This is a genomic window from Streptomyces sp. JJ38, assembly GCF_019303475.1.
Taxonomy (GTDB): Bacteria; Actinomycetota; Actinomycetes; order Streptomycetales; family Streptomycetaceae; genus Streptomyces.
Map to the genome: position 1 here is coordinate 149,800 of NZ_JABLSI010000008.1, position 16,547 is coordinate 166,346.

The window sequence follows — 16,547 nt, forward strand, 5'->3', positions numbered from 1 at the left end:
GGGGTTTCCTCCAGCCGGGATCGCGGACCCAACGCGGTGAGCGTATCCGTTTTGACCGAATCATTCGGTTAGGTGCCGATTTGGTCAGGTCGGCATGGCCCAGCCGTGCGGCGGTCGGACGGTGGGGGAGAGCGGCCCCGGGGAGGGGAGGAGGAGAGCGGCGTGGGGAGGAGCGGCGCGGCGTCAGGTCTGCCGCAGTGGCTGGTAGGCGTCGGCCTCCAGCCCGAACGTCCAGGCCACGCCCTCCCGTGCCGTACGGGTCTGGGGCGGAACCCGCAGCCAGTACGTGCGGTGCGCACCGTCCGGCTCCGGCGTGGAGTTGACGACCTCCACCATCACCACGTCCTCGTCCCCGCTCAGGGGTATGCGCCAGAGCACGCCCGTGTCGTCCCGGTGGACCGGCCGCGCGTCCGACTCCGACAGGTACCGCTCGTAGCCGTAGTGCTCCAGCATGACGCGGCGCAGTTCGGCGTTCTCCTCCGCGCGGACGCGCTCGGGGGTGAGGGTGGCCAGCTCCGCCTGCCAGCCCGCCGGTACCGGCATGCCGCGCCAGGCGTGCAGCGCGAAGCCGTCCGCGTAGGCGAGCGCCGGCCCATCGGCACGGTCCAGCCGGCCCGCCTCGTCCCGGTGCAGCTCCACCGGGCGCTCGGTGAGCACGACCGCGTGCTCGTAGGGCCACCACCAGCCGCAGTGCCGTGCGACCTCGGCGAGCCCGGCCACCGCCTCCTCCCCGGGGAACGCCGCGATCCACGCGCCGTCGTGCTGGCCCCGCACGGCGTCCAGCAGGAGGAGACGCAGCGGGCCCTCGTCCTGCCCCTCCTCCGTCAGGGAGGAGACGACGCCCTCCGTGATCCGCTCGGCGAGCGCCGTCGTCTGCTCCCACAGCCGGCCGCCGGTCGCCGCCCAGTGCGCGGCCCAGCCCCGTGCCCCCAGCTCGTCATACACGCGCCGCCGCGCCAGCGCCCAGGGCCGGGAGCGGACCGCGTCCCTGACCGGGGCCCCGGCGTCCTCCAGGCTCCGCACGGCCGTCACGCCCTCGCGCGGCGACCGCGCCCACACGAACCGCTCCGGTTCCGCGAGCCCCGCCGATCGGTACGCCCGCCGCACCCCGGCCTCGGCCGCCGCCCGGTCCGGCGCTCCCGTCGCCGCGGCGACGGCCCGCCACTCGTCCACGTGCCGCATGCTGCTCCCGTCCTCCTCCTGTCCCCTGCTCACCCGGCGCCCGCCCGTCAGTCGGCGACGACGCGTACGGCGCCCGGCGCGTACTCCCGCTGCCGCATGACCCGATACCAGCCCCGGGGGAGCGGTATGGGGGCGTGCTCCTCGTGCACCACCCGCCCGCCCTCCGGCAGATGGAGCAGCCTCGGCCCGGAGGCGCCGCTCTCCCCCAGCAGCCTCCCCGGCCCCTGCACGGCGTGTGCGTGGCCGGTGACCTCCCCGAGGGCCAGGACCAACCGGCCCCTGGCATCACGTGGTTCGCCCGCCGCGTCGAGCAGGCGCGCGGGCACGGCCGACTCCGTCACGGGCACGATCAGCACATCTCCCTGCCGGTACACGCGGCTCTCCCCTCCGCGCCGCGCCCGGTGCGCGGCGACGCAACAGACGGTAGGCGGGGGGTCTGACAACGGGTCACCGGGCGCCGGGCAGTGCGGCGCCGGGCAGTGCGGCTGCGGGGCCCGGCTCCCCGGCGGACGTCCGAGCCGACGGCCGTGCTGTCAGCCGGGCTTGATACACCTGGCCTCATCACCGACCTCCGCATCACAGGAGTCCTGCGCCATGACCTTCAACGAGCACCTCACGCGCTTCTACGGGCTGCCCGTGTACGACATCGACGAAGACCGACAGGAGGGCGTCCCGTTGCCCGAGGCCGGGGCCGCGGCCTGGCGGGTGGCGACCAGCTCGTGGGACGGGGACGACGAGGAATGCTGGGCCGTCGCGTTCGCCAGGTTCCTGAAGGCGGTCGACCCGGCGGGGGTGCGGGCGCTGATCGTCGGCTGCTGGGGGCCGTCGTACGACACGGACGCCGGAGGGCCCCTCGACGCGATCGTGGCGGCGGCCGACCGGCTGACGTCGCTGGAGGCGGTGTTCGTCGGGGACGTGGTCGTGGAGGAGAGCGAGGTCTCCTGGATCAACCTCTGTGACATGTCGCCCCTGCTCACCGCCTACCCAGGGCTGCGCGAGCTGGGCGTACGGGGCGGCGACACCCTGGAGTTCACCGCGATACGCCACGAGGCGCTCGCCTCGCTCACCATCGAGACCGGCGGACTGCCGCGCGGGCCGCTGCGCGCCGTGCTCGACAGCGAGCTGCCCGCGCTGGAGCGGCTGGACCTGTGGCTCGGTGTCTCCGCCTACGGCGGAGACGTGGAGCTGGCGGACCTTCAGCCGCTGCTCTCCGGCGGAGCGTTCCCCGAGCTCCGCCACCTCGGGCTGCGCAACAGCGAGATCCAGGACGAGATCGCCGCCGCCCTGGCCGGGGCGCCCGTCGTCGCCCAGCTGCGCACGCTGGACCTCTCTCTGGGAACCCTCGGGGACGCCGGCGCCGCCGCCCTGCTGGCCGGCCAGCCGCTCACCCATCTCGAACGGCTCGACCTGCACCACCACTTCCTGTCCGAGGCCATGGAGGAGCGGGTGCGAGAGGCGCTGGAGCCGCACGGGGTCGAGGTCGATCTCTCCGGGCGGGAGACTCCCTGGGGCGAGCCCTGGGCGGGCGACGGCATGTACACGATGGTGTCGGAGTGAGCCGCCCGGTGGGGGCCCCGGCGCGACGCCCGCGCGGGGCCGGGGGGAGCCGGGGGGAGCCGGCCGTGACCCCCGTTCCGGCCCCCTCCCTCCCGCGTGCGGTGGCACCCGTGCGCTTCGCCGTCGTCGGCGTGCCGGAGAACCGGCGCGTCACGCTGTTCGCGGAGGCCGTCGGGGCCGCCGGGCTGCCCGCGCCCCGGATCGTGCCCTGGACCCGCGTACTGCGCGAGGGACCGCGGTTCCAGCCGGGCGAGACGGTGCGCGTCGACTCCCCGGGGGAGGACGCCGAGACCGACTGGCTGCTGCGCGGCGTCCCCGAGCCGACCCGGGTGGAGGGGACAGCGCGCTGGTATGCCCGGTTCTCCGAGGCCGCCCGGGCGATCGGCCGGGCGGCCTCGGCGGCGGGCGCCACGCTGCTGGACGACCCCGAGGACCTGGCCGTGCTGTTCGACAAGCGGCTCACCCACGCCCGGCTGTCGATGGCCGGAGTGGCCGTCCCCCCGTCCCCGACGTCCGGAGCCGGCGGCCCCGTCGTCGGCGGCTGGACGGACCTGCGCGAACTGCTGCGCGATCACCGCATGCCCCGTGCCTTCGTGAAGCCGGCGCACGGCTCCTCGGCGTCCGGGATCCTGGCCCTGGAGACGGCGGGGCCCGGCCGGGTGCGTGCGACGACCTCCGTCGCACGGGCCCCGGACGGGCGCATGTACAACTCGCTGCGGGTACGCCGCTACAGCACCGAACGCGAGGTCGCGGCCCTGGTTGACGCCCTCGCGCCGGAGCAGCTGCACGTCGAGCGGTGGCTGCCGAAGGCGAGCTCTTCCGGCCGTGCCGCCGACCTGCGGGTGGTGGTCGTGGCGGGCCGGGCCACCCACGCCGTTGTCCGCACGAGTGCCTTCCCCATGACCAACCTGCACCTCGGCGGGGCCCGGGGTGACCTGACCGCCGTCCGCGCGGCCGTCGAGGCGGCGGGCTACGGGTGGGACGCCGCGCTCGCCGTGTGCGAGCGTGCCGCGGCCTGCTTCCCCGGCACGTTGTGCGTCGGCGTCGATCTGCTGCCCGCGCCCGGCTGGCGGCGGTTCGCGGTCGGTGAGGTCAACGCCTTCGGAGACCTCCTGCCGGGCCTTCCCGGGCTGCCGGGGCGTGGAGCCGAAGGGCGCGACACCTACGCGGCCCAGGTGGCCGCCACACGGTCTGCGGTGAGGAGCGTTCATGTCAGCCAGTGAGCCCAGCCCGGCCACGGCCGGTCCCGGCCGGCACCCGAGCCCGGGACCGAGCCCGCGCCCGGCCACGTCCGGCATGAACGCCATCGTCGGCACGCACGACCTGCTGTTCGTCACACTCGACACCCTGCGCCACGACGTCGCGCGGGACCTGGCCGCCGCCGGTCGCACGCCGAACCTCGTGCGCCACCTCCCCGACGGCCGCTGGGAGGAGCGGCACGCGCCGGGCAGCTTCACCTACGCCTCCCATCAGGCGATGTTCGCCGGCTTCCTGCCCACGCCCGCCGCACCGGGGCCGCACCCGCGGCTGTTCGCGGCCCGGTTCGCGGGCAGCGAGACGACGGCCGAGGGCACTTTCGTCTTCGAGACGCCCGACCTGCCGTCGGCGCTGTCCGCCGCCGGGTACCGCACCGTGTGCATCGGGGGCGTGGGCTTCTTCAACCGACGGGGCCCGCTGGGCTCCGTCCTGCCGGGGCTCTTCGACGAGAGCCACTGGGAACCGGAGTTCGGCGTCGCCTCCCCCACCTCGTTCGAGTCCCAGGTGCGGCGGGCCGAGCAGGTCGTCGCCGCGCTTCCACGCGACCGCAGGCTCTTCCTGTTCGTCAACGTCGCCGCCCTGCATCAGCCGAACTGGTTCCACCGTCCGGGCGCCACCGAGCGGGACGGGGACTCGCTCGCCACGCACGCCGCCGCCCTGGAGTACGTCGACCGGCACATCGGCCGCCTCTTCCAGGTCATGAGCAGCCGCCGCCCGTGCTTCACCATCGTCTGTTCCGACCACGGCACGGCCTACGGGGAGGACGGCTACACCGGCCACCGTCTCGGCCACGAGACGGTGTGGACCGTGCCGTACGCCCATTTCGTCCTGGAGCCGGGAGTCACCCTGTGAACGTCACCACCGTCAGCAGCGGGGCCGCCCGTGCAACCGTCTCCGGCGCCCGGTCGGTGAGCGCGCACCGGCCCCGGGAGAGCCCCTACCAGAACTACGTCTACGCCTATCCGCACAAGACGGCGTACCGTCCCCTGGCGGAGCGCCCGGCCCTGCGAGAGCTGTGGGCGGACGAGCCCAAGGGCGCCCTCTCGCTCTACGCGCACATCCCCTTCTGCGAGGTGCGCTGCGGCTTCTGCAACCTGTTCACCCGTGTCGGTGCCCCGGACGAGGCGTCGGCCCGCTATCTGGACGCGCTGGAGCGGCAGGCGACCGCCGTGCGGGAAGCGCTCGGGAGCGAGGAGCCGGTGCGGTTCGCGGCGGCGGCGTTCGGCGGCGGGACGCCCACCTATCTGACGGCCGCGGAGCTGGACCGGCTGTGCGACGTCGTGGAGTACCGCATGGGCGCCGACCTGCGTTCCATACCGTTCGCCGTGGAGACGTCACCCGCCACCGCCACGGTCGAGCGGCTCGCCGTCCTCGCCGAGCGCGGGGTCACCCGGCTCAGCATCGGTGTGCAGAGCTTCGTGGACGCCGAGGCGCGCACGGCTGTCCGGCCGCAGCGCCGGGCGGACGTGGAGGCGGCCCTCGCCCGGATCCGCGAGGCGGCCGTCCCCGCATTGAACATCGACCTCATCTACGGCATCGACGGTCAGACGGCACGGAGCTGGCGTCGCTCGCTGGACGCGGCGCTGGCCTGGCGCCCGGAGGAGCTGTACCTCTATCCGCTGTACGTCCGCCCCCTCACCGGGCTCGGGCGGCGCGCCGCGGAGCGGGAGCGGCGGGTGTGGGACGCCCAGCGGCTGCGGCTCTACCGGGTGGGCCGGGACCACCTGCGGGAGCACGGCTACCGCCAGGTGTCGATGCGCATGTTCCGCCGTGCCGACGCACCGGAGCAGGGCGCGGAGGACCACGCCTGCCAGAGCGACGGCATGGTCGGGCTGGGCTGCGGCGCCCGCTCGTACACCTCGTCCCTCCACTACTCGTTCGACTACGCCGTGGCCACGCGGGAAGTCCGGGCGATCATCGACGCCTACACGGACACCCGGGACTTCTCCCGCGCCGAGGTGGGCCGGTACCTGGACGCCGGGGAGAGCAGGCGGCGTCACCTGCTCCAGTCGCTGCTGCAGGCCGAGGGGATGGACGTCGCCGCCTACCGGGCCCGGTTCGGCACCGAGCCCGTGGCCGACTTCGCCGAGGAGCTGGCCGGCTTCGCCGGCCGCGGCTGGCTCGATCCGGCCGCGGCCCCCGACCGGCTGCGGCTGTCGGCGGAGGGCCTGGCCTACTCCGACGCCGTGGGGCCGGCGCTGTTCTCACCGGCCGTCCGGGCCGCGATGGCCGACTACGAGCTGAAGTGAGGGCGCGGAGTGGACCTGACGATCCTCTACCGGGGGCCGCTCGCCTCGTGCGACTACGACTGCCCGTACTGCCCGTTCGCCAAGCGGCGGGACTCCGCACACCGGCTCCGCGCGGACCGCGCCGCGCTGGAGCGGTTCGTCGCCTGGGTGGCGGAGCAGACCGGCGACCGGGTTTCGGTCCTGTTCACCCCGTGGGGCGAAGGGCTCGTGCGCTCCTGGTACCGGCGGGCGCTGGTGGAGCTGTCGCACCTGCCGCAGGTGCGGCGGGTCGCGATCCAGACCAACCTGAGCTGCCGCACGGGCTGGCTGGCCGAGGCCCGGCGGGAGGTCGCGGCCCTGTGGTGCACGTATCACCCCGGGCAGGTACCGTACGAGCGCTTCCGCGCGCGCTGCGCCGAGCTGACGGCGGCGGGCGTGCGGTACAGCGTGGGCGTCGTCGGTCTCGACGCGCACCTGGCCGAGGCACGGCGGCTGCGGGCCGAGTTGCCCCCGGAGGTGTATGTGTGGGTGAACGCGGCGGAGGGCCACACGTACACCGACGAGGAGGCCGCCCGCTGGACGGAGATCGACCCCCTCTTCGGCTACAGCCGCCGCCCGCACCGCTCGGCGGGGCTGCCGTGCAGGACGGGCGCCTCGGTGGTCTCGGTCGACGGCGAGGGCACGGTGCGGCGGTGCCACTTCGTGCCGACGGAGCTCGGCAACCTGTACGACGGCAGCTTCCGGGCCGCACTGCGCCCCCGGGCGTGCCCGTTGGCCTCGTGCGACTGCCACATCGGCTACGTACACCTGGAGTCGCTGCCGCTGTACGACGTCTTCGCCGGGGGCGTCCTGGAACGCGTTCCCGCGGGCTGGCCCGAGCCGCCGCCCGCGGGGGCGGCCGTCAGGCCGCGGCGAGCCGGAGGGCGCGGCGCGTCGCGTACAGCGTGACGCCGGTGGCCGCGGCCAGGGCCACCAGGCAGAGGGTGACGGTGGCCGCCCAGCCGCCGCCGTGGAACGCGAGCGCGCCGAGCGTGCCGCCCAGGGAGCTGCCCATGTAGTACGCCATCTGGTAGAGCGCGGAGGCCTGCGCGCGAGCCGTCGTGGCCGTCCGGCTCACGGCCGAGGAGGCGGTGGCGTGCCCGGCGAAGAAGCCGGCCGTGACGAGGACGAGGCCCAGCAGGACGGCGGTCAGCTCGGCGGAGAGCGTCAGCAGCAGCCCGGCCGCGGTGGTGCCGATGGCCAGGTACAGGGTGCCGCGCCGGCCCAGCCGGGCGACCAGCTTGCCGGCCGCCGCCGAGGACACCGTGCCCACGAGGTAGATGGCGAAGATCGAGCCGACCAGCCCCTGCGAGAGCCCGAACGGCTCGGCCACCAGCCGGTAGCCGACGACGGTGTAGACGGCCCCGAAGACGGCCATGAGCAGCAGCCCGATCGTGTACAGCCGCACCAGCAGCGGGTTGGCCAGGTGGCCGCGCACCGTGCGGGCCAGGGCCCGGGGCTCCAGCGGGGCGGGGGTGAAGTTGCGCGCCCTGGGCAGCAGCAGCCGGAAGGCGACCGCGCACACGGCGGCCAGCACGCCGACGGCCAGCAGCGCGCCGCGCCAGCCGTGGCCCTCGGCGACCCAGCCGGTGACGATGCGGCCGGACATGCCGCCGACGCTGTTACCCGCGACGAACAGCCCGATCGCGCCGACCAGCGCCTTCGGCGGCAGCTCCTCGGAGAGGTAGGCCATCGCCGAGGCCGGGACGCCCGCGATGGCCGCGCCCTGCACGGCCCGCAGGGCGATCAGCCAGCCCAGGTCGGGGGCGAAGGGCAGCAGCAGGGCGAGGCCCACCGCGACCGTCACGGACACCGTCATCAGCCGCTGCCGTCCGAAGCGCTCGGAGAGCGTGCTCAGCGGCAGCACGCACACCGCCAGGGCGATCGTGGCGGCGGAGACCGTCCAGCTGGCCGCGTCCGGCGTCACCGCGAAGTCCGCGGAGAGGGCGGGCAGCAGCGCCTGGGTGGAGTACAGGAGGGCGAAGGTGGCCAGGCCCAGGGCGAAGAGCGCGAGGTTGGCGCGGGCCCGGTGGCGGCCGGAGCGGGCGGCGGCGGTGGCGGGGGACGACGGCTGAGAGGCACCCGAGGTGACGGGTGCCCCGGTATCGACGGAAGGCATGCCCCGAACCTACGCACGTCATATTCATGCGTCCAATGCACAACGATGGGATAATCGATCCACTGACGCATAAGCAGAGCTGAGGACGGCCAGTGTCACCATCAGGCAACGAAAAAGACATTCAGGCAACACTGGCCGACATCGACGCCGAGTCCTGGGCGGCCCTGCTCGCCCCGCGGCTGACCCAGTTCACGGCCGTCGCCCGGCACGAACACGTCACCCGGGCGGCGCGGGAGCTGGCGGTGCCGCAGTCGACCCTCAGCCGCGCCGTCGCCCGGCTGGAGGAGGACCTCGGCGTCGCCCTGCTGGCCCGGCGGGGCCGGACGGTCTCGCTCACTCCGGCCGGGCGCACGTTCTGGGCCTCGGTCGAGAAGGCGCTCGCCGCCGTCGAACAGGCCGCCGAAGCGGTGCGCGCCGACGCCGACCCGACCACCGGCAAGGTGGCCTTCGGCTTCCTCCACACCCTCGGCTCGGAGACGGTGCCCGGGCTGATCCGCTCCTTCCGGACCGATCACCCGAGGGTGCGGTTCGCGCTCGTGCAGAACTACGGCGAGGCCATGCTGGAGCGGCTGCGCGAGGGCACCCTCGACCTGTGCCTCACCTCGCCCGTCCCCGACGACCCCGACCTCGTCACCCGGCGCCTGGACGAGCAGCGACTGCGGCTCGTCGTCCCGGACGACCACCGGCTCGCCCGCCGCAAGCGCATCCGGCTCGCCGAGGCGGCCGAGGAGCCGTTCATCACCCTGGAGCCCGGGTACGGCATGCGGCGCATCTTCGAGACGCTGTGCGCCGAGGCCGGGTTCACACCCCGCGTCGCCTTCGAGGGCGAGGAGGCGGAGACGCTGCGGGGCCTGGTCGCCGCGGGGCTCGGGGTGGCGCTGCTGCCGCCCGCCGCCGTGCCCCGGCCCGGGCTGGTGGAGTTGGCGGTGACCGCGCCGCGGGCGGTCCGGGAGATCGGCGTCGCCTGGCTCGGCGGCCAGCCCGACACCCCGCCGGTGGCCGCGTTCAAACGGTTCCTCCTCACCCGGCGCGGCCGCCTGCTGGCCTGAGCCGCCCGTGGCTCAGGAGCCGCCGGAGCCACCGAAACCGGAGGCCAGCGGCATGCGCAGGCCCAGGGGCGGCGGGGCGGCGAGGGCGTCCTGGACGGGGCGGGCGAAGTCCTGTGCGCACAGGGTGCCCAGCACGAAGTCCGTGGCCAGGGCGAAGACCTCGGCCCGGTACTCGCGCAGGGCGTGCCCGTCGGTGTGCGCTTCGAAGCGGCAGACGCGGATGCCCGCCTTCCGGGCCCGCTCGGCCAGCCGGTAGGAGCGCTCGGGGTCCGAGCGCCGGTCGTTGGTGCCGTGGACGATGAGGACCTGGCGGTCCGTCAACTGCGCGACCGGCTCCTCGTCCGCGTCGGGCTCCTCCGGCAGCCACGGGGCCAGCGCGACGACGGAGACGACGGCCGGGTGACCGGCCGCCCGGAGCGCGGCCCGCCCGCCGAGCCCGGCCCCGGCCAGGCAGACGGGGACGTCGCCGTAGCGGTGGACGAGTTCGTCCAGCGCCCAGGAGGCGTCGGCCACCGGGTGGGCGGAGGTGCCGTTCCACCCCTGGTAGCGGTAGTGCACGACGTGTGCGGTCAGCTCCTCGCCGAGGTGCCTGGCCGCCCGCGCCGCCTGCCGGGCCAGCCCCAGCGAGCCCGCGGCGGCGAGCGGTGAGGGCCGCCGCGTCGAGTGCGGGACGCCGCCGGGCAGCAGCAGGAGGACGCCCTCGACTCGTCCCGTCGTTCCGAGCGGTCGGCCGAGCCGGGCGTCCCGCTCGGGCGGTGCTTGGCCATCCATGGGGGCAACGATGGCAGAAGTCCCGGCGACGGAAGGCCGGGCCGGCAGTCACCTTTGCGTATCGAAGTGCCGGACGGCCTCGCCCGGCCAGGGCCGGCGCCGCGTCAGGCGGTGTGCCACAGCGCCTCGGGCGTCAGCTCGCGGTGGCTGCGGTAACCGGCGTTGCCGAGTGTCAGGTCCAACTCGGCGAGCAGACAGCGCAGGACGTGCTCGACGCCCGCCCGCCCGGCCAGCGCGAGACCGTACAGGTAGGGGCGGCCGAGGAGGACGGCGTCGGCGCCGAGGGCGAGGGCCTTGAAGACGTCGGCGCCGGTGCGGACACCGGAGTCGAACAGGACCGTCGTCCGGTCGCCGACGGCCTCCGCGATGGCGGGCAGCGCGTCGAGGGAGGCGATGGCCCCGTCGATCTGCCGGCCGCCGTGGTTGGAGACGACGATGCCGTCCATCCCGTGCTCGACGGCGAGTTCGGCGTCCGGGACGCACTGGATGCCCTTGAGGACCACCGGGCCGTCCCAGTGCTCGCGGATGAAGGGCAGCTCGTCCCAGCTCAGACCGGTGTTGGGGAAGACGTCGGCGAAGAGGAGCCCGGCCGTGCCCGGATCGGCGTCCGGGGCACCGGACTCCTTCTCCAGACGCCGCCGGAAGACGGGGTCGGAGGTGTAGTTGGCGATGCCCTCGCCCTGGAGGAACGGCAGGTAGCCCCGGTCGAGATCGGCCGGGCGCCAGCCGAGCATCGTTGTGTCCAGGGTGATGACGAGGTGGGTGTAGCCGGCGGCGCGGGCGCGGCGCAGCAGGCTCACGCACAGCTCCGGATCGCGGGGCCAGTAGAGCTGGTACCAGCGCGGCCCCGGCCCGCTCGCCTCGGCCGCCTCCTCGATCGAGTGACTGGCCTGGGTGGAGTGGACGTAGGGCAGCCCGAGCGCGGCGGCGGCGCGCGCCGTGGCCAGCTCGCCCTCGGGATGGGCGAGCCTCTGCACGCCGACGGGCCCGAGCAGCACGGGCGCGGGCAGCTCGGAGCCGAGGACCGTCGCCGACAGGTCCCGCCGGGCGTGGTCACGCAGCATCCGGGGGACGATGCGCCAGCGCTCGAAGGCCGCCACGTTGGCCCGGGCGGTCGAGCCGCTCCCGGCACTCGGGACGATGTAGCCGAGCGCCGCGCCGTCGAGCTTCTCGGCCGCGCGGACCTCCAGGTTCGCCAGGTCCGTCGTGAGCGCGGGCCGCTCCCCCCGGAAGGCGCCGGCTGCGTAGATCAGCGCCTGGTGGTCCGAGAAGTGGGCGGGTGGCGGCGTGTTCGCGTCGGTCATGCGGTCCTCGCGCTCTCTGGGGGCTGCGGTCGGCCCGCGGCCCTGACGGTGGTGGTGCTCGTGCGGGCCCGGCCTGAGCAGAGTCTGCTGGCCGGGCGCCGTCGCGTCCACGGTGCGTGGCCGTCTTGGGAGCGGTCACAACGTCCGGACGCGGAAGTCTGTGTGCGCGCCAAGGGCCGGGGCGGGGACGGCGGCTCGATGATGGACGAACTGACCGGTCAGTAACCACCGCTCCGCCGCGGGGCGGTGGCCGCGGTTCGTCGGGCCCGAACCGTCGCGCACCCGTCTCGGGGCGCTCCCCACAGTGAACCGTCCCGAAAGGTGACCCCATGCCGCACGTACGCCGTCCGCGCAGAGCCGGGCTGCTGGCCGCGGCGGCGCTCGGACTCGCCGCCCTCACGGTGCCGAACGCCGCGTCCGCCACGCCGCCCCCCGTCGACTACGTCAACCTCGGCGACAGCTTCAGTGCCGGCTCCGGCATCCTGCCGCTCGCGGAGGGCAGCAACCCGCTGTGCACCCAGGCGGCCGCGAACTACGCCCACACCCTGGCCGAGGAGCACGGCTACGCCCTCACCGACGTGAGCTGCGGCGGGGCGCAGACCAGCCACTTCACCAGCTCGCAGTTCCCGGGCGTGGCACCGCAGGCCGACGCGCTGTCCGAGGAGACCGACCTGGTCACCATGACCATCGGCGGCAACGACAACAACACCTTCATCAGCGCCGTGCTGGCCTGCGGTTCGGCCGGCCTCCTCACCTTCGGCCACGGCAGCCCGTGCCAGAACATCTACGGGGACTCGTTCGAGGAGGCGGTGCGCACGAGCACCTACGCGAACGTCGTGGGGGCCCTGAAGACGGTCAAGGAGAAGGCGCCCAACGCGCGGGTGGCGATCTCCGGGTACCCGTGGCTGCTGCCGCCGACCGGGGGCTGCTTCCCGTTCATGCCCATCGCCAGGGGCGACGTGCCCTACCTGCGGGACCTGCAGACGACGCTGAACGACGCCGTCGAGCGGGCGGCGGAGGCCACCGGGGCCGTCTACGTCGACCAGTCCGCCGCCTCCGAGGGGCACGACGCGTGCCAGCCCCTCGGCACCCGCTGGATCGAGCCCGCCTTCGGCTCGCTCAACTACGTGCCGGTCCACCCCAACGCCCTGGGCGAGCGGGGGATGGCCGAGCAGTTCGCCGCGACGCTCAACCTGCGCTGACCTGCCGGACACCGGGGTGGCGCCCCGTCGCCACCCCGGTGCGACCTGCGCTTCTCGCATCATCTACGCGCGTAGGCGTAGAGTGCGAAGATGACAAGCGAGACCTTCACCACCCAGCCCACCGAGGAGCAGATCCGCCGCGCGCCCAAGGTGCTCCTGCACGACCACCTGGACGGCGGGCTGCGCCCGGCCACCGTCATCGACCTGGCCCGGGACGCCGGCTACGACCGGCTCCCGGAGAGCGAGCCCGAGGCGCTGGGGCGCTGGTTCCGCGAGGCCGCCGACTCCGGCTCCCTCGAGCGCTACCTGGAGACGTTCGCCCACACCGTCGCCGTCATGCAGACCCGTGACGCCCTCGTGCGCGTGGCCGCCGAGTGCGCGCAGGACCTGGCGGCCGACGGCGTCGTCTACGCCGAGGTCCGCTACGCCCCCGAGCAGCACCTGGAGGGCGGGCTGAGCCTGGAGGAGGTCGTCCGGGCCGTCAACGAGGGCTTCCGCGAGGGTGAGCGGCGCGCCCGGGAGGCCGGCCACCGCGTCCGCGTCGCCGCGCTGCTGACCGCCATGCGCCACGCGGCCCGGGCGCTGGAGATCGCCGAGCTGGCCAACCGCTTCCGGGACGACGGCGTCGCGGGCTTCGACATCGCCGGTGCCGAGGCCGGCTACCCGCCCACCCGCCACCTGGACGCCTTCGAGTACCTGAAGCGGGAGAACAACCACTTCACCATCCACGCGGGGGAGTCGTTCGGGCTGCCCTCCATCTGGCAGGCCCTCCAGTGGTGCGGCGCGGACCGGCTGGGCCACGGCGTCCGCATCACCGACGACATGACGATCGCCGACGACGGCACCGTCGAGCTGGGCCGGCTGGCCGCCTACGTGCGGGACAAGCGCGTCCCGCTGGAGATGTGCCCCACGTCCAACCTCCAGACCGGCGCCGCGTCCTCCTACGCCGAGCACCCCATCGGGCTCCTGCGCAAGCTGCACTACCGCGTCACCGTCAACACCGACAACCGGCTGATGAGCGGCACCAGCATGACGCGCGAATTCGCCCACCTGGTCGAGGCGTTCGGCTACACGCTCGATGACATGCAGTGGTTCACCGTCAATGCGATGAAGTCCGCGTTCATTCCTTTCGATGAACGTCTGGCGATGATCAACGACGTGATCAAGCCGGGGTACGCCGAACTGAAGTCCGCCTGGCTGTTCCGCGAGACCGCCGCCGAGCGCTCCCTGACCAGCGATCCTTCGCGCTACCAGGGCTGACCTCGCCCCTGCGGGGCGGGCCCGGGAACCCTCCGGGAACCGCCCCGCGAGCACCGCCCCGCCCGCCCCGCGGTGTTTGCCGCCCGCTCCGGGTGGTCACTAGGTTCTGCTGACCATGAGCAAGGGAACCCCCAGGAAGACTCTCGGCGTGGCCGCGCTCGGCGCCGTCATCGCCGCCTCCGCAGCGGGCACCGCCTCCGCCGCCGGGCCCACCGACGCCCTGCTGGACGCCGCGGCGGATCCGCAGAACCTCAGCGTGGAGGACCGCGTCATGGGCCTTCCCGGCGACCTCCAGCAGGCCGCCGGAGCGGTCACGGCAACCACCGACCGTGCGGTGCCGCAGGGGCAGGACCCGGTCGGCGGCCTGCTCGGCGGGCTGCCGGTCCTCGGCGACCTCGCGGGCTCCGGTCTGCCCACCGACCAACTCACCGGCGGTCTGCCCACCGACCAGCTCACCGGGGGCCAGGCCGCTCCCCGCGCGCTGCAGGGCGGCGGGCTCCCCACCGACCAGCTCTCGGGCGCCCTGTCCACCGACAACCTGATCGGCGGCCAGCTCCCCACCGGGGACCTCGGCGGCCTCACGGGGCAGCTCCCCCTCTGAGCCCACGGGCCCCGGCCCCGCGGGGCGGCCCCCACGGCCCCGCGGGGCGGAGCGGGATAGGACATTAGGCCCCCAGAGTTCCCCAAGTGTGACACCCCGTGTCCATCGGGCCGGGCGTGGTGGCGAGTCTCCGCATGGGTGACGGCGCCGGCGGCTCGCACGGCGAGTCGGACCACGGGACGGTATGACGGCTCGATGCCTTATGTGCCCGGACCTCATCCGGGGCTAGGCTCGCCCGCATGGCTGAGTACCTACAGGTGGCCACGGCCACGGAGAGCCGCGATGACGCTGTGAAGCTGGCGCAGTCGGTTGTGGCTGCCCGGTTGGCGGCCGGTGCGCAGATCGTCGGTCCGGTGGCGTCGGTGTTCTGGCATCAAGGCGAGTTCGGCACTGGCGAAGAGTGGCAGCTCTTGCTGAAGACCCGCGCTGACCGGTACGCCGCGCTGGAAGCGCTTCTCTTGGAGCACCATCCGTGGAAGAACCCGGAGATCTCGGCGGTGCCACTCACCGGGGCAGAGGGCTACCTGCGTTGGATCGACAAGACCACCCGGCAGGGCGAGGGCTGATCGATCACGCCCGGACACGTTCGAAAACCTCGGCCACCACAGGCACGTCCCGGTGAGCGCTGAGCGCCCGCAGCGTCGTCTCGAGGCGCTGGCGAGGACGTACGGAGGCGACTCCGGCGGACAAGTCCAGCGCCCGGCTGGCGACCATCGCGGCCTGCTCTACTTCCCGAGCCGCTAGGTAGGACTCGGCCAGCCATGACAGGTACAGGCTCTTGTCCCGGGCGTGGGTGTCGTCGTATCGGGCCAGCACGTCTTCCAGCACGGGAACCGCGCGGAGCGGGCGGCGCAGTTCGGTCCAGCACCGGCCTGTCATGATGCGAAGTTCGTCCCGGTCCACCCAGGCGGCCCAATCGGGCTGCGGTGCCCCGTCGTTGTCATCAAGGGCAGCTTGAGCAGTGCTCAGTGCCCGTTCTGTCTCGCTGTCGTCCCCGGCGACTGCGTAGGCCCACGCAAGGCGTTCGTGGAGCAGCGCCCGGACACCGGATGGAGCGGCTGGGCCTGCGGTACGGCAGGACTGTTCGGCGGTCTCGACTCCGGCGGCCCGGTCACCGTTGATCCTCTGGTAGGCGAGGAAGGCTAGGGCGTTTCCGGCGAGGGCCGCGTCTCCGGCTTCTCTGGCGGACTCATGGCTGGCTTCATACAGGCTGCGAGCGTCAGCGTGCTTGCCCGCGTCGAACGCGGCCCATCCGGCCTGCTGTGCCTGCTCGGCCAGCACGGAAAGCAGGGCGCGGCCGGTCTGCTCGGTGTAGCTGGATTCGCGGATCATGGCCTTGGTGGACTGGTACTCGCCGGTATAGACGCGGTAGGTGTCGCCTCCGCCGAGAACGTCATCGAGGCGACGCAGGCGGGCGGTGCGCTGGTGTAGCCGGTCCGGGATGTCGCGGCCGATCCGGCGGCCGATTGTGGGTGGGGTGAGTTCGGGCAGGCCGACTGCCAGTCCGGCTGTGGCCGACGCTTTGAAGAACTCCCTTCGCCGCACTGTGCTGTCTCCGTCTCGGGTCGTGCCGGTAGTGCCTGCGGGCGCGGCGGGGTGTCGGGGTGGCTGCTCCGCCGTCTCCCAGCCGCGGGGTGCGAGGCCGAGCATGTGCCCGGGGATACGTAAGGCGTCGGCGATGGTGGCGATCTTGTCGAACGTCGTCACACTGCCGTCCCCGCGAGCCAGGGCGCCTACGCGCTCCGGCTTGATGCCGCACTCGGCCGCGATCTTCGAGTAACTGATCCTGGCCTCTGCGCGTGCGAGGAGAAACACGGTGCCGAAGTCGTGGGCTGTGATGGCTGCTCGCATGTCCTCACGGTTCAGGAGGGCACGCGGCAGCGCTGTCGGTGGTTCGTATGCGGTCATGAGGTGCCCCGTTGCGCCTGCCGGTGACAGTGTGCCGCATTGGCCTGACGCTCAGCCTACCCATCATAGG

At 73.8% G+C, this 16,547-nt stretch carries 16 protein-coding genes; 10 read left to right on the forward strand and 6 right to left on the reverse strand.

What is annotated here, in order from left to right:
• Positions 1 to 183 precede the first annotated feature (183 nt).
• On the reverse strand, positions 184 to 1,182 hold the full coding sequence (locus HPT28_RS06390) for a DUF6745 domain-containing protein (RefSeq protein ID WP_219089941.1): 999 nt from the start codon (positions 1,180 to 1,182) through the stop codon (positions 184 to 186).
• 47 nt (positions 1,183 to 1,229) lie between these two features.
• A complete protein-coding gene (locus tag HPT28_RS06395) occupies positions 1,230 to 1,556 on the reverse strand; it encodes a hypothetical protein (protein ID WP_219089942.1) in 327 nt (108 codons plus the stop codon).
• A 220-nt stretch (positions 1,557 to 1,776) separates the two neighbouring features.
• Between HPT28_RS06395 and HPT28_RS06400 the strand changes: the two genes are divergently transcribed.
• The 5 genes from HPT28_RS06400 (at position 1,777) to HPT28_RS06420 (ending at position 7,172) form a co-directional block, all read left to right on the forward strand.
• The gene (locus HPT28_RS06400) at positions 1,777 to 2,739 is read left to right on the forward strand and encodes an STM4015 family protein (protein WP_219089943.1); all 963 of its coding nucleotides are present in this window, start codon (positions 1,777 to 1,779) and stop codon (positions 2,737 to 2,739) included.
• 65 nt (positions 2,740 to 2,804) lie between these two features.
• Complete coding sequence (locus HPT28_RS06405) at positions 2,805 to 3,962, forward strand: STM4014 family protein (RefSeq protein WP_308119106.1); 1,158 nt, start codon at positions 2,805 to 2,807, stop codon at positions 3,960 to 3,962.
• Positions 3,963 to 4,035: 73 nt separating this feature from the next.
• A complete protein-coding gene (locus tag HPT28_RS06410) occupies positions 4,036 to 4,848 on the forward strand; it encodes an STM4013/SEN3800 family hydrolase (RefSeq protein ID WP_219089984.1) in 813 nt (270 codons plus the stop codon).
• A 56-nt stretch (positions 4,849 to 4,904) separates the two neighbouring features.
• Positions 4,905 to 6,245, forward strand: a complete 1,341-nt coding sequence (locus tag HPT28_RS06415) for an STM4012 family radical SAM protein (protein WP_219089985.1) — start codon at positions 4,905 to 4,907, stop codon at positions 6,243 to 6,245.
• A gap of 9 nt (positions 6,246 to 6,254) precedes the next feature.
• Positions 6,255 to 7,172 carry an STM4011 family radical SAM protein gene (locus HPT28_RS06420; protein WP_219089944.1) on the forward strand — a complete coding sequence of 306 codons (918 nt, stop codon included), beginning with the start codon at positions 6,255 to 6,257 and terminating at the stop codon, positions 7,170 to 7,172.
• Here the strand turns inward: HPT28_RS06420 and HPT28_RS06425 are convergent.
• Entirely contained in the window at positions 7,126 to 8,382 is a 1,257-nt protein-coding gene (locus HPT28_RS06425; protein WP_219089945.1) for an MFS transporter, read from the reverse strand. The genes HPT28_RS06420 and HPT28_RS06425 overlap by 47 nt on opposite strands.
• 92 nt (positions 8,383 to 8,474) lie before the next feature.
• On the opposite strand from HPT28_RS06425, the gene HPT28_RS06430 reads away from it, so the two are divergent.
• Positions 8,475 to 9,431, forward strand: coding sequence for a LysR family transcriptional regulator (locus HPT28_RS06430; RefSeq protein WP_219089946.1), 957 nt, complete (start codon positions 8,475 to 8,477; stop codon positions 9,429 to 9,431).
• Positions 9,432 to 9,443: 12 nt separating this feature from the next.
• Here HPT28_RS06430 and HPT28_RS06435 read toward each other — a convergent pair whose 3' ends face one another.
• Both HPT28_RS06435 and HPT28_RS06440 read right to left on the reverse strand, forming a co-directional pair.
• On the reverse strand, positions 9,444 to 10,202 hold the full coding sequence (locus HPT28_RS06435) for an alpha/beta hydrolase (RefSeq protein WP_219089947.1): 759 nt from the start codon (positions 10,200 to 10,202) through the stop codon (positions 9,444 to 9,446).
• Between the two features lie 104 nt (positions 10,203 to 10,306).
• The gene (locus HPT28_RS06440) at positions 10,307 to 11,506 is read right to left on the reverse strand and encodes a lactate 2-monooxygenase (RefSeq protein WP_219089948.1); all 1,200 of its coding nucleotides are present in this window, start codon (positions 11,504 to 11,506) and stop codon (positions 10,307 to 10,309) included.
• Positions 11,507 to 11,835: 329 nt separating this feature from the next.
• Between HPT28_RS06440 and HPT28_RS06445 the strand changes: the two genes are divergently transcribed.
• The 4 genes from HPT28_RS06445 (at position 11,836) to cutA (ending at position 15,135) form a co-directional block, all read left to right on the forward strand.
• Positions 11,836 to 12,708 carry an SGNH/GDSL hydrolase family protein gene (locus HPT28_RS06445; protein WP_219089949.1) on the forward strand — a complete coding sequence of 291 codons (873 nt, stop codon included), beginning with the start codon at positions 11,836 to 11,838 and terminating at the stop codon, positions 12,706 to 12,708.
• A 90-nt stretch (positions 12,709 to 12,798) separates the two neighbouring features.
• Positions 12,799 to 13,968, forward strand: coding sequence for an adenosine deaminase (locus HPT28_RS06450; RefSeq protein WP_219089950.1), 1,170 nt, complete (start codon positions 12,799 to 12,801; stop codon positions 13,966 to 13,968).
• A gap of 115 nt (positions 13,969 to 14,083) precedes the next feature.
• Positions 14,084 to 14,569: a hypothetical protein gene (locus tag HPT28_RS06455; protein ID WP_219089951.1), complete on the forward strand. Its 486-nt coding sequence runs from the start codon at positions 14,084 to 14,086 to the stop codon at positions 14,567 to 14,569.
• A gap of 239 nt (positions 14,570 to 14,808) precedes the next feature.
• Positions 14,809 to 15,135, forward strand: a complete 327-nt coding sequence (gene cutA, locus HPT28_RS06460) for a divalent-cation tolerance protein CutA (RefSeq protein ID WP_219089952.1) — start codon at positions 14,809 to 14,811, stop codon at positions 15,133 to 15,135.
• 4 nt (positions 15,136 to 15,139) lie between these two features.
• Here the strand turns inward: cutA and HPT28_RS06465 are convergent, their stop codons facing one another.
• Positions 15,140 to 16,477 carry an XRE family transcriptional regulator gene (locus HPT28_RS06465; protein ID WP_219089953.1) on the reverse strand — a complete coding sequence of 446 codons (1,338 nt, stop codon included), beginning with the start codon at positions 16,475 to 16,477 and terminating at the stop codon, positions 15,140 to 15,142.
• Positions 16,478 to 16,547 lie beyond the last annotated feature (70 nt).

Bases quoted from the DNA above. Each gene is read 5' to 3' on its own strand.
- HPT28_RS06410 (WP_219089984.1), top strand. From the start codon at position 4,036: ATGAACGCCATCGTCGGCACGCACGACCTGCTGTTCGTCACACTCGAC.
- HPT28_RS06455 (WP_219089951.1), top strand. From the start codon at position 14,084: ATGAGCAAGGGAACCCCCAGGAAGACTCTCGGCGTGGCCGCGCTCGGC.
- HPT28_RS06390 (WP_219089941.1), bottom strand. From the start codon at position 1,182: ATGCGGCACGTGGACGAGTGGCGGGCCGTCGCCGCGGCGACGGGAGCG.
- cutA (WP_219089952.1), top strand. From the start codon at position 14,809: ATGGCTGAGTACCTACAGGTGGCCACGGCCACGGAGAGCCGCGATGAC.
- HPT28_RS06425 (WP_219089945.1), bottom strand. From the start codon at position 8,382: ATGCCTTCCGTCGATACCGGGGCACCCGTCACCTCGGGTGCCTCTCAG.
- HPT28_RS06445 (WP_219089949.1), top strand. From the start codon at position 11,836: ATGCCGCACGTACGCCGTCCGCGCAGAGCCGGGCTGCTGGCCGCGGCG.
- HPT28_RS06465 (WP_219089953.1), bottom strand. From the start codon at position 16,477: ATGACCGCATACGAACCACCGACAGCGCTGCCGCGTGCCCTCCTGAAC.
- HPT28_RS06400 (WP_219089943.1), top strand. From the start codon at position 1,777: ATGACCTTCAACGAGCACCTCACGCGCTTCTACGGGCTGCCCGTGTAC.
- HPT28_RS06450 (WP_219089950.1), top strand. From the start codon at position 12,799: ATGACAAGCGAGACCTTCACCACCCAGCCCACCGAGGAGCAGATCCGC.
- HPT28_RS06435 (WP_219089947.1), bottom strand. From the start codon at position 10,202: ATGGATGGCCAAGCACCGCCCGAGCGGGACGCCCGGCTCGGCCGACCG.
- HPT28_RS06440 (WP_219089948.1), bottom strand. From the start codon at position 11,506: ATGACCGACGCGAACACGCCGCCACCCGCCCACTTCTCGGACCACCAG.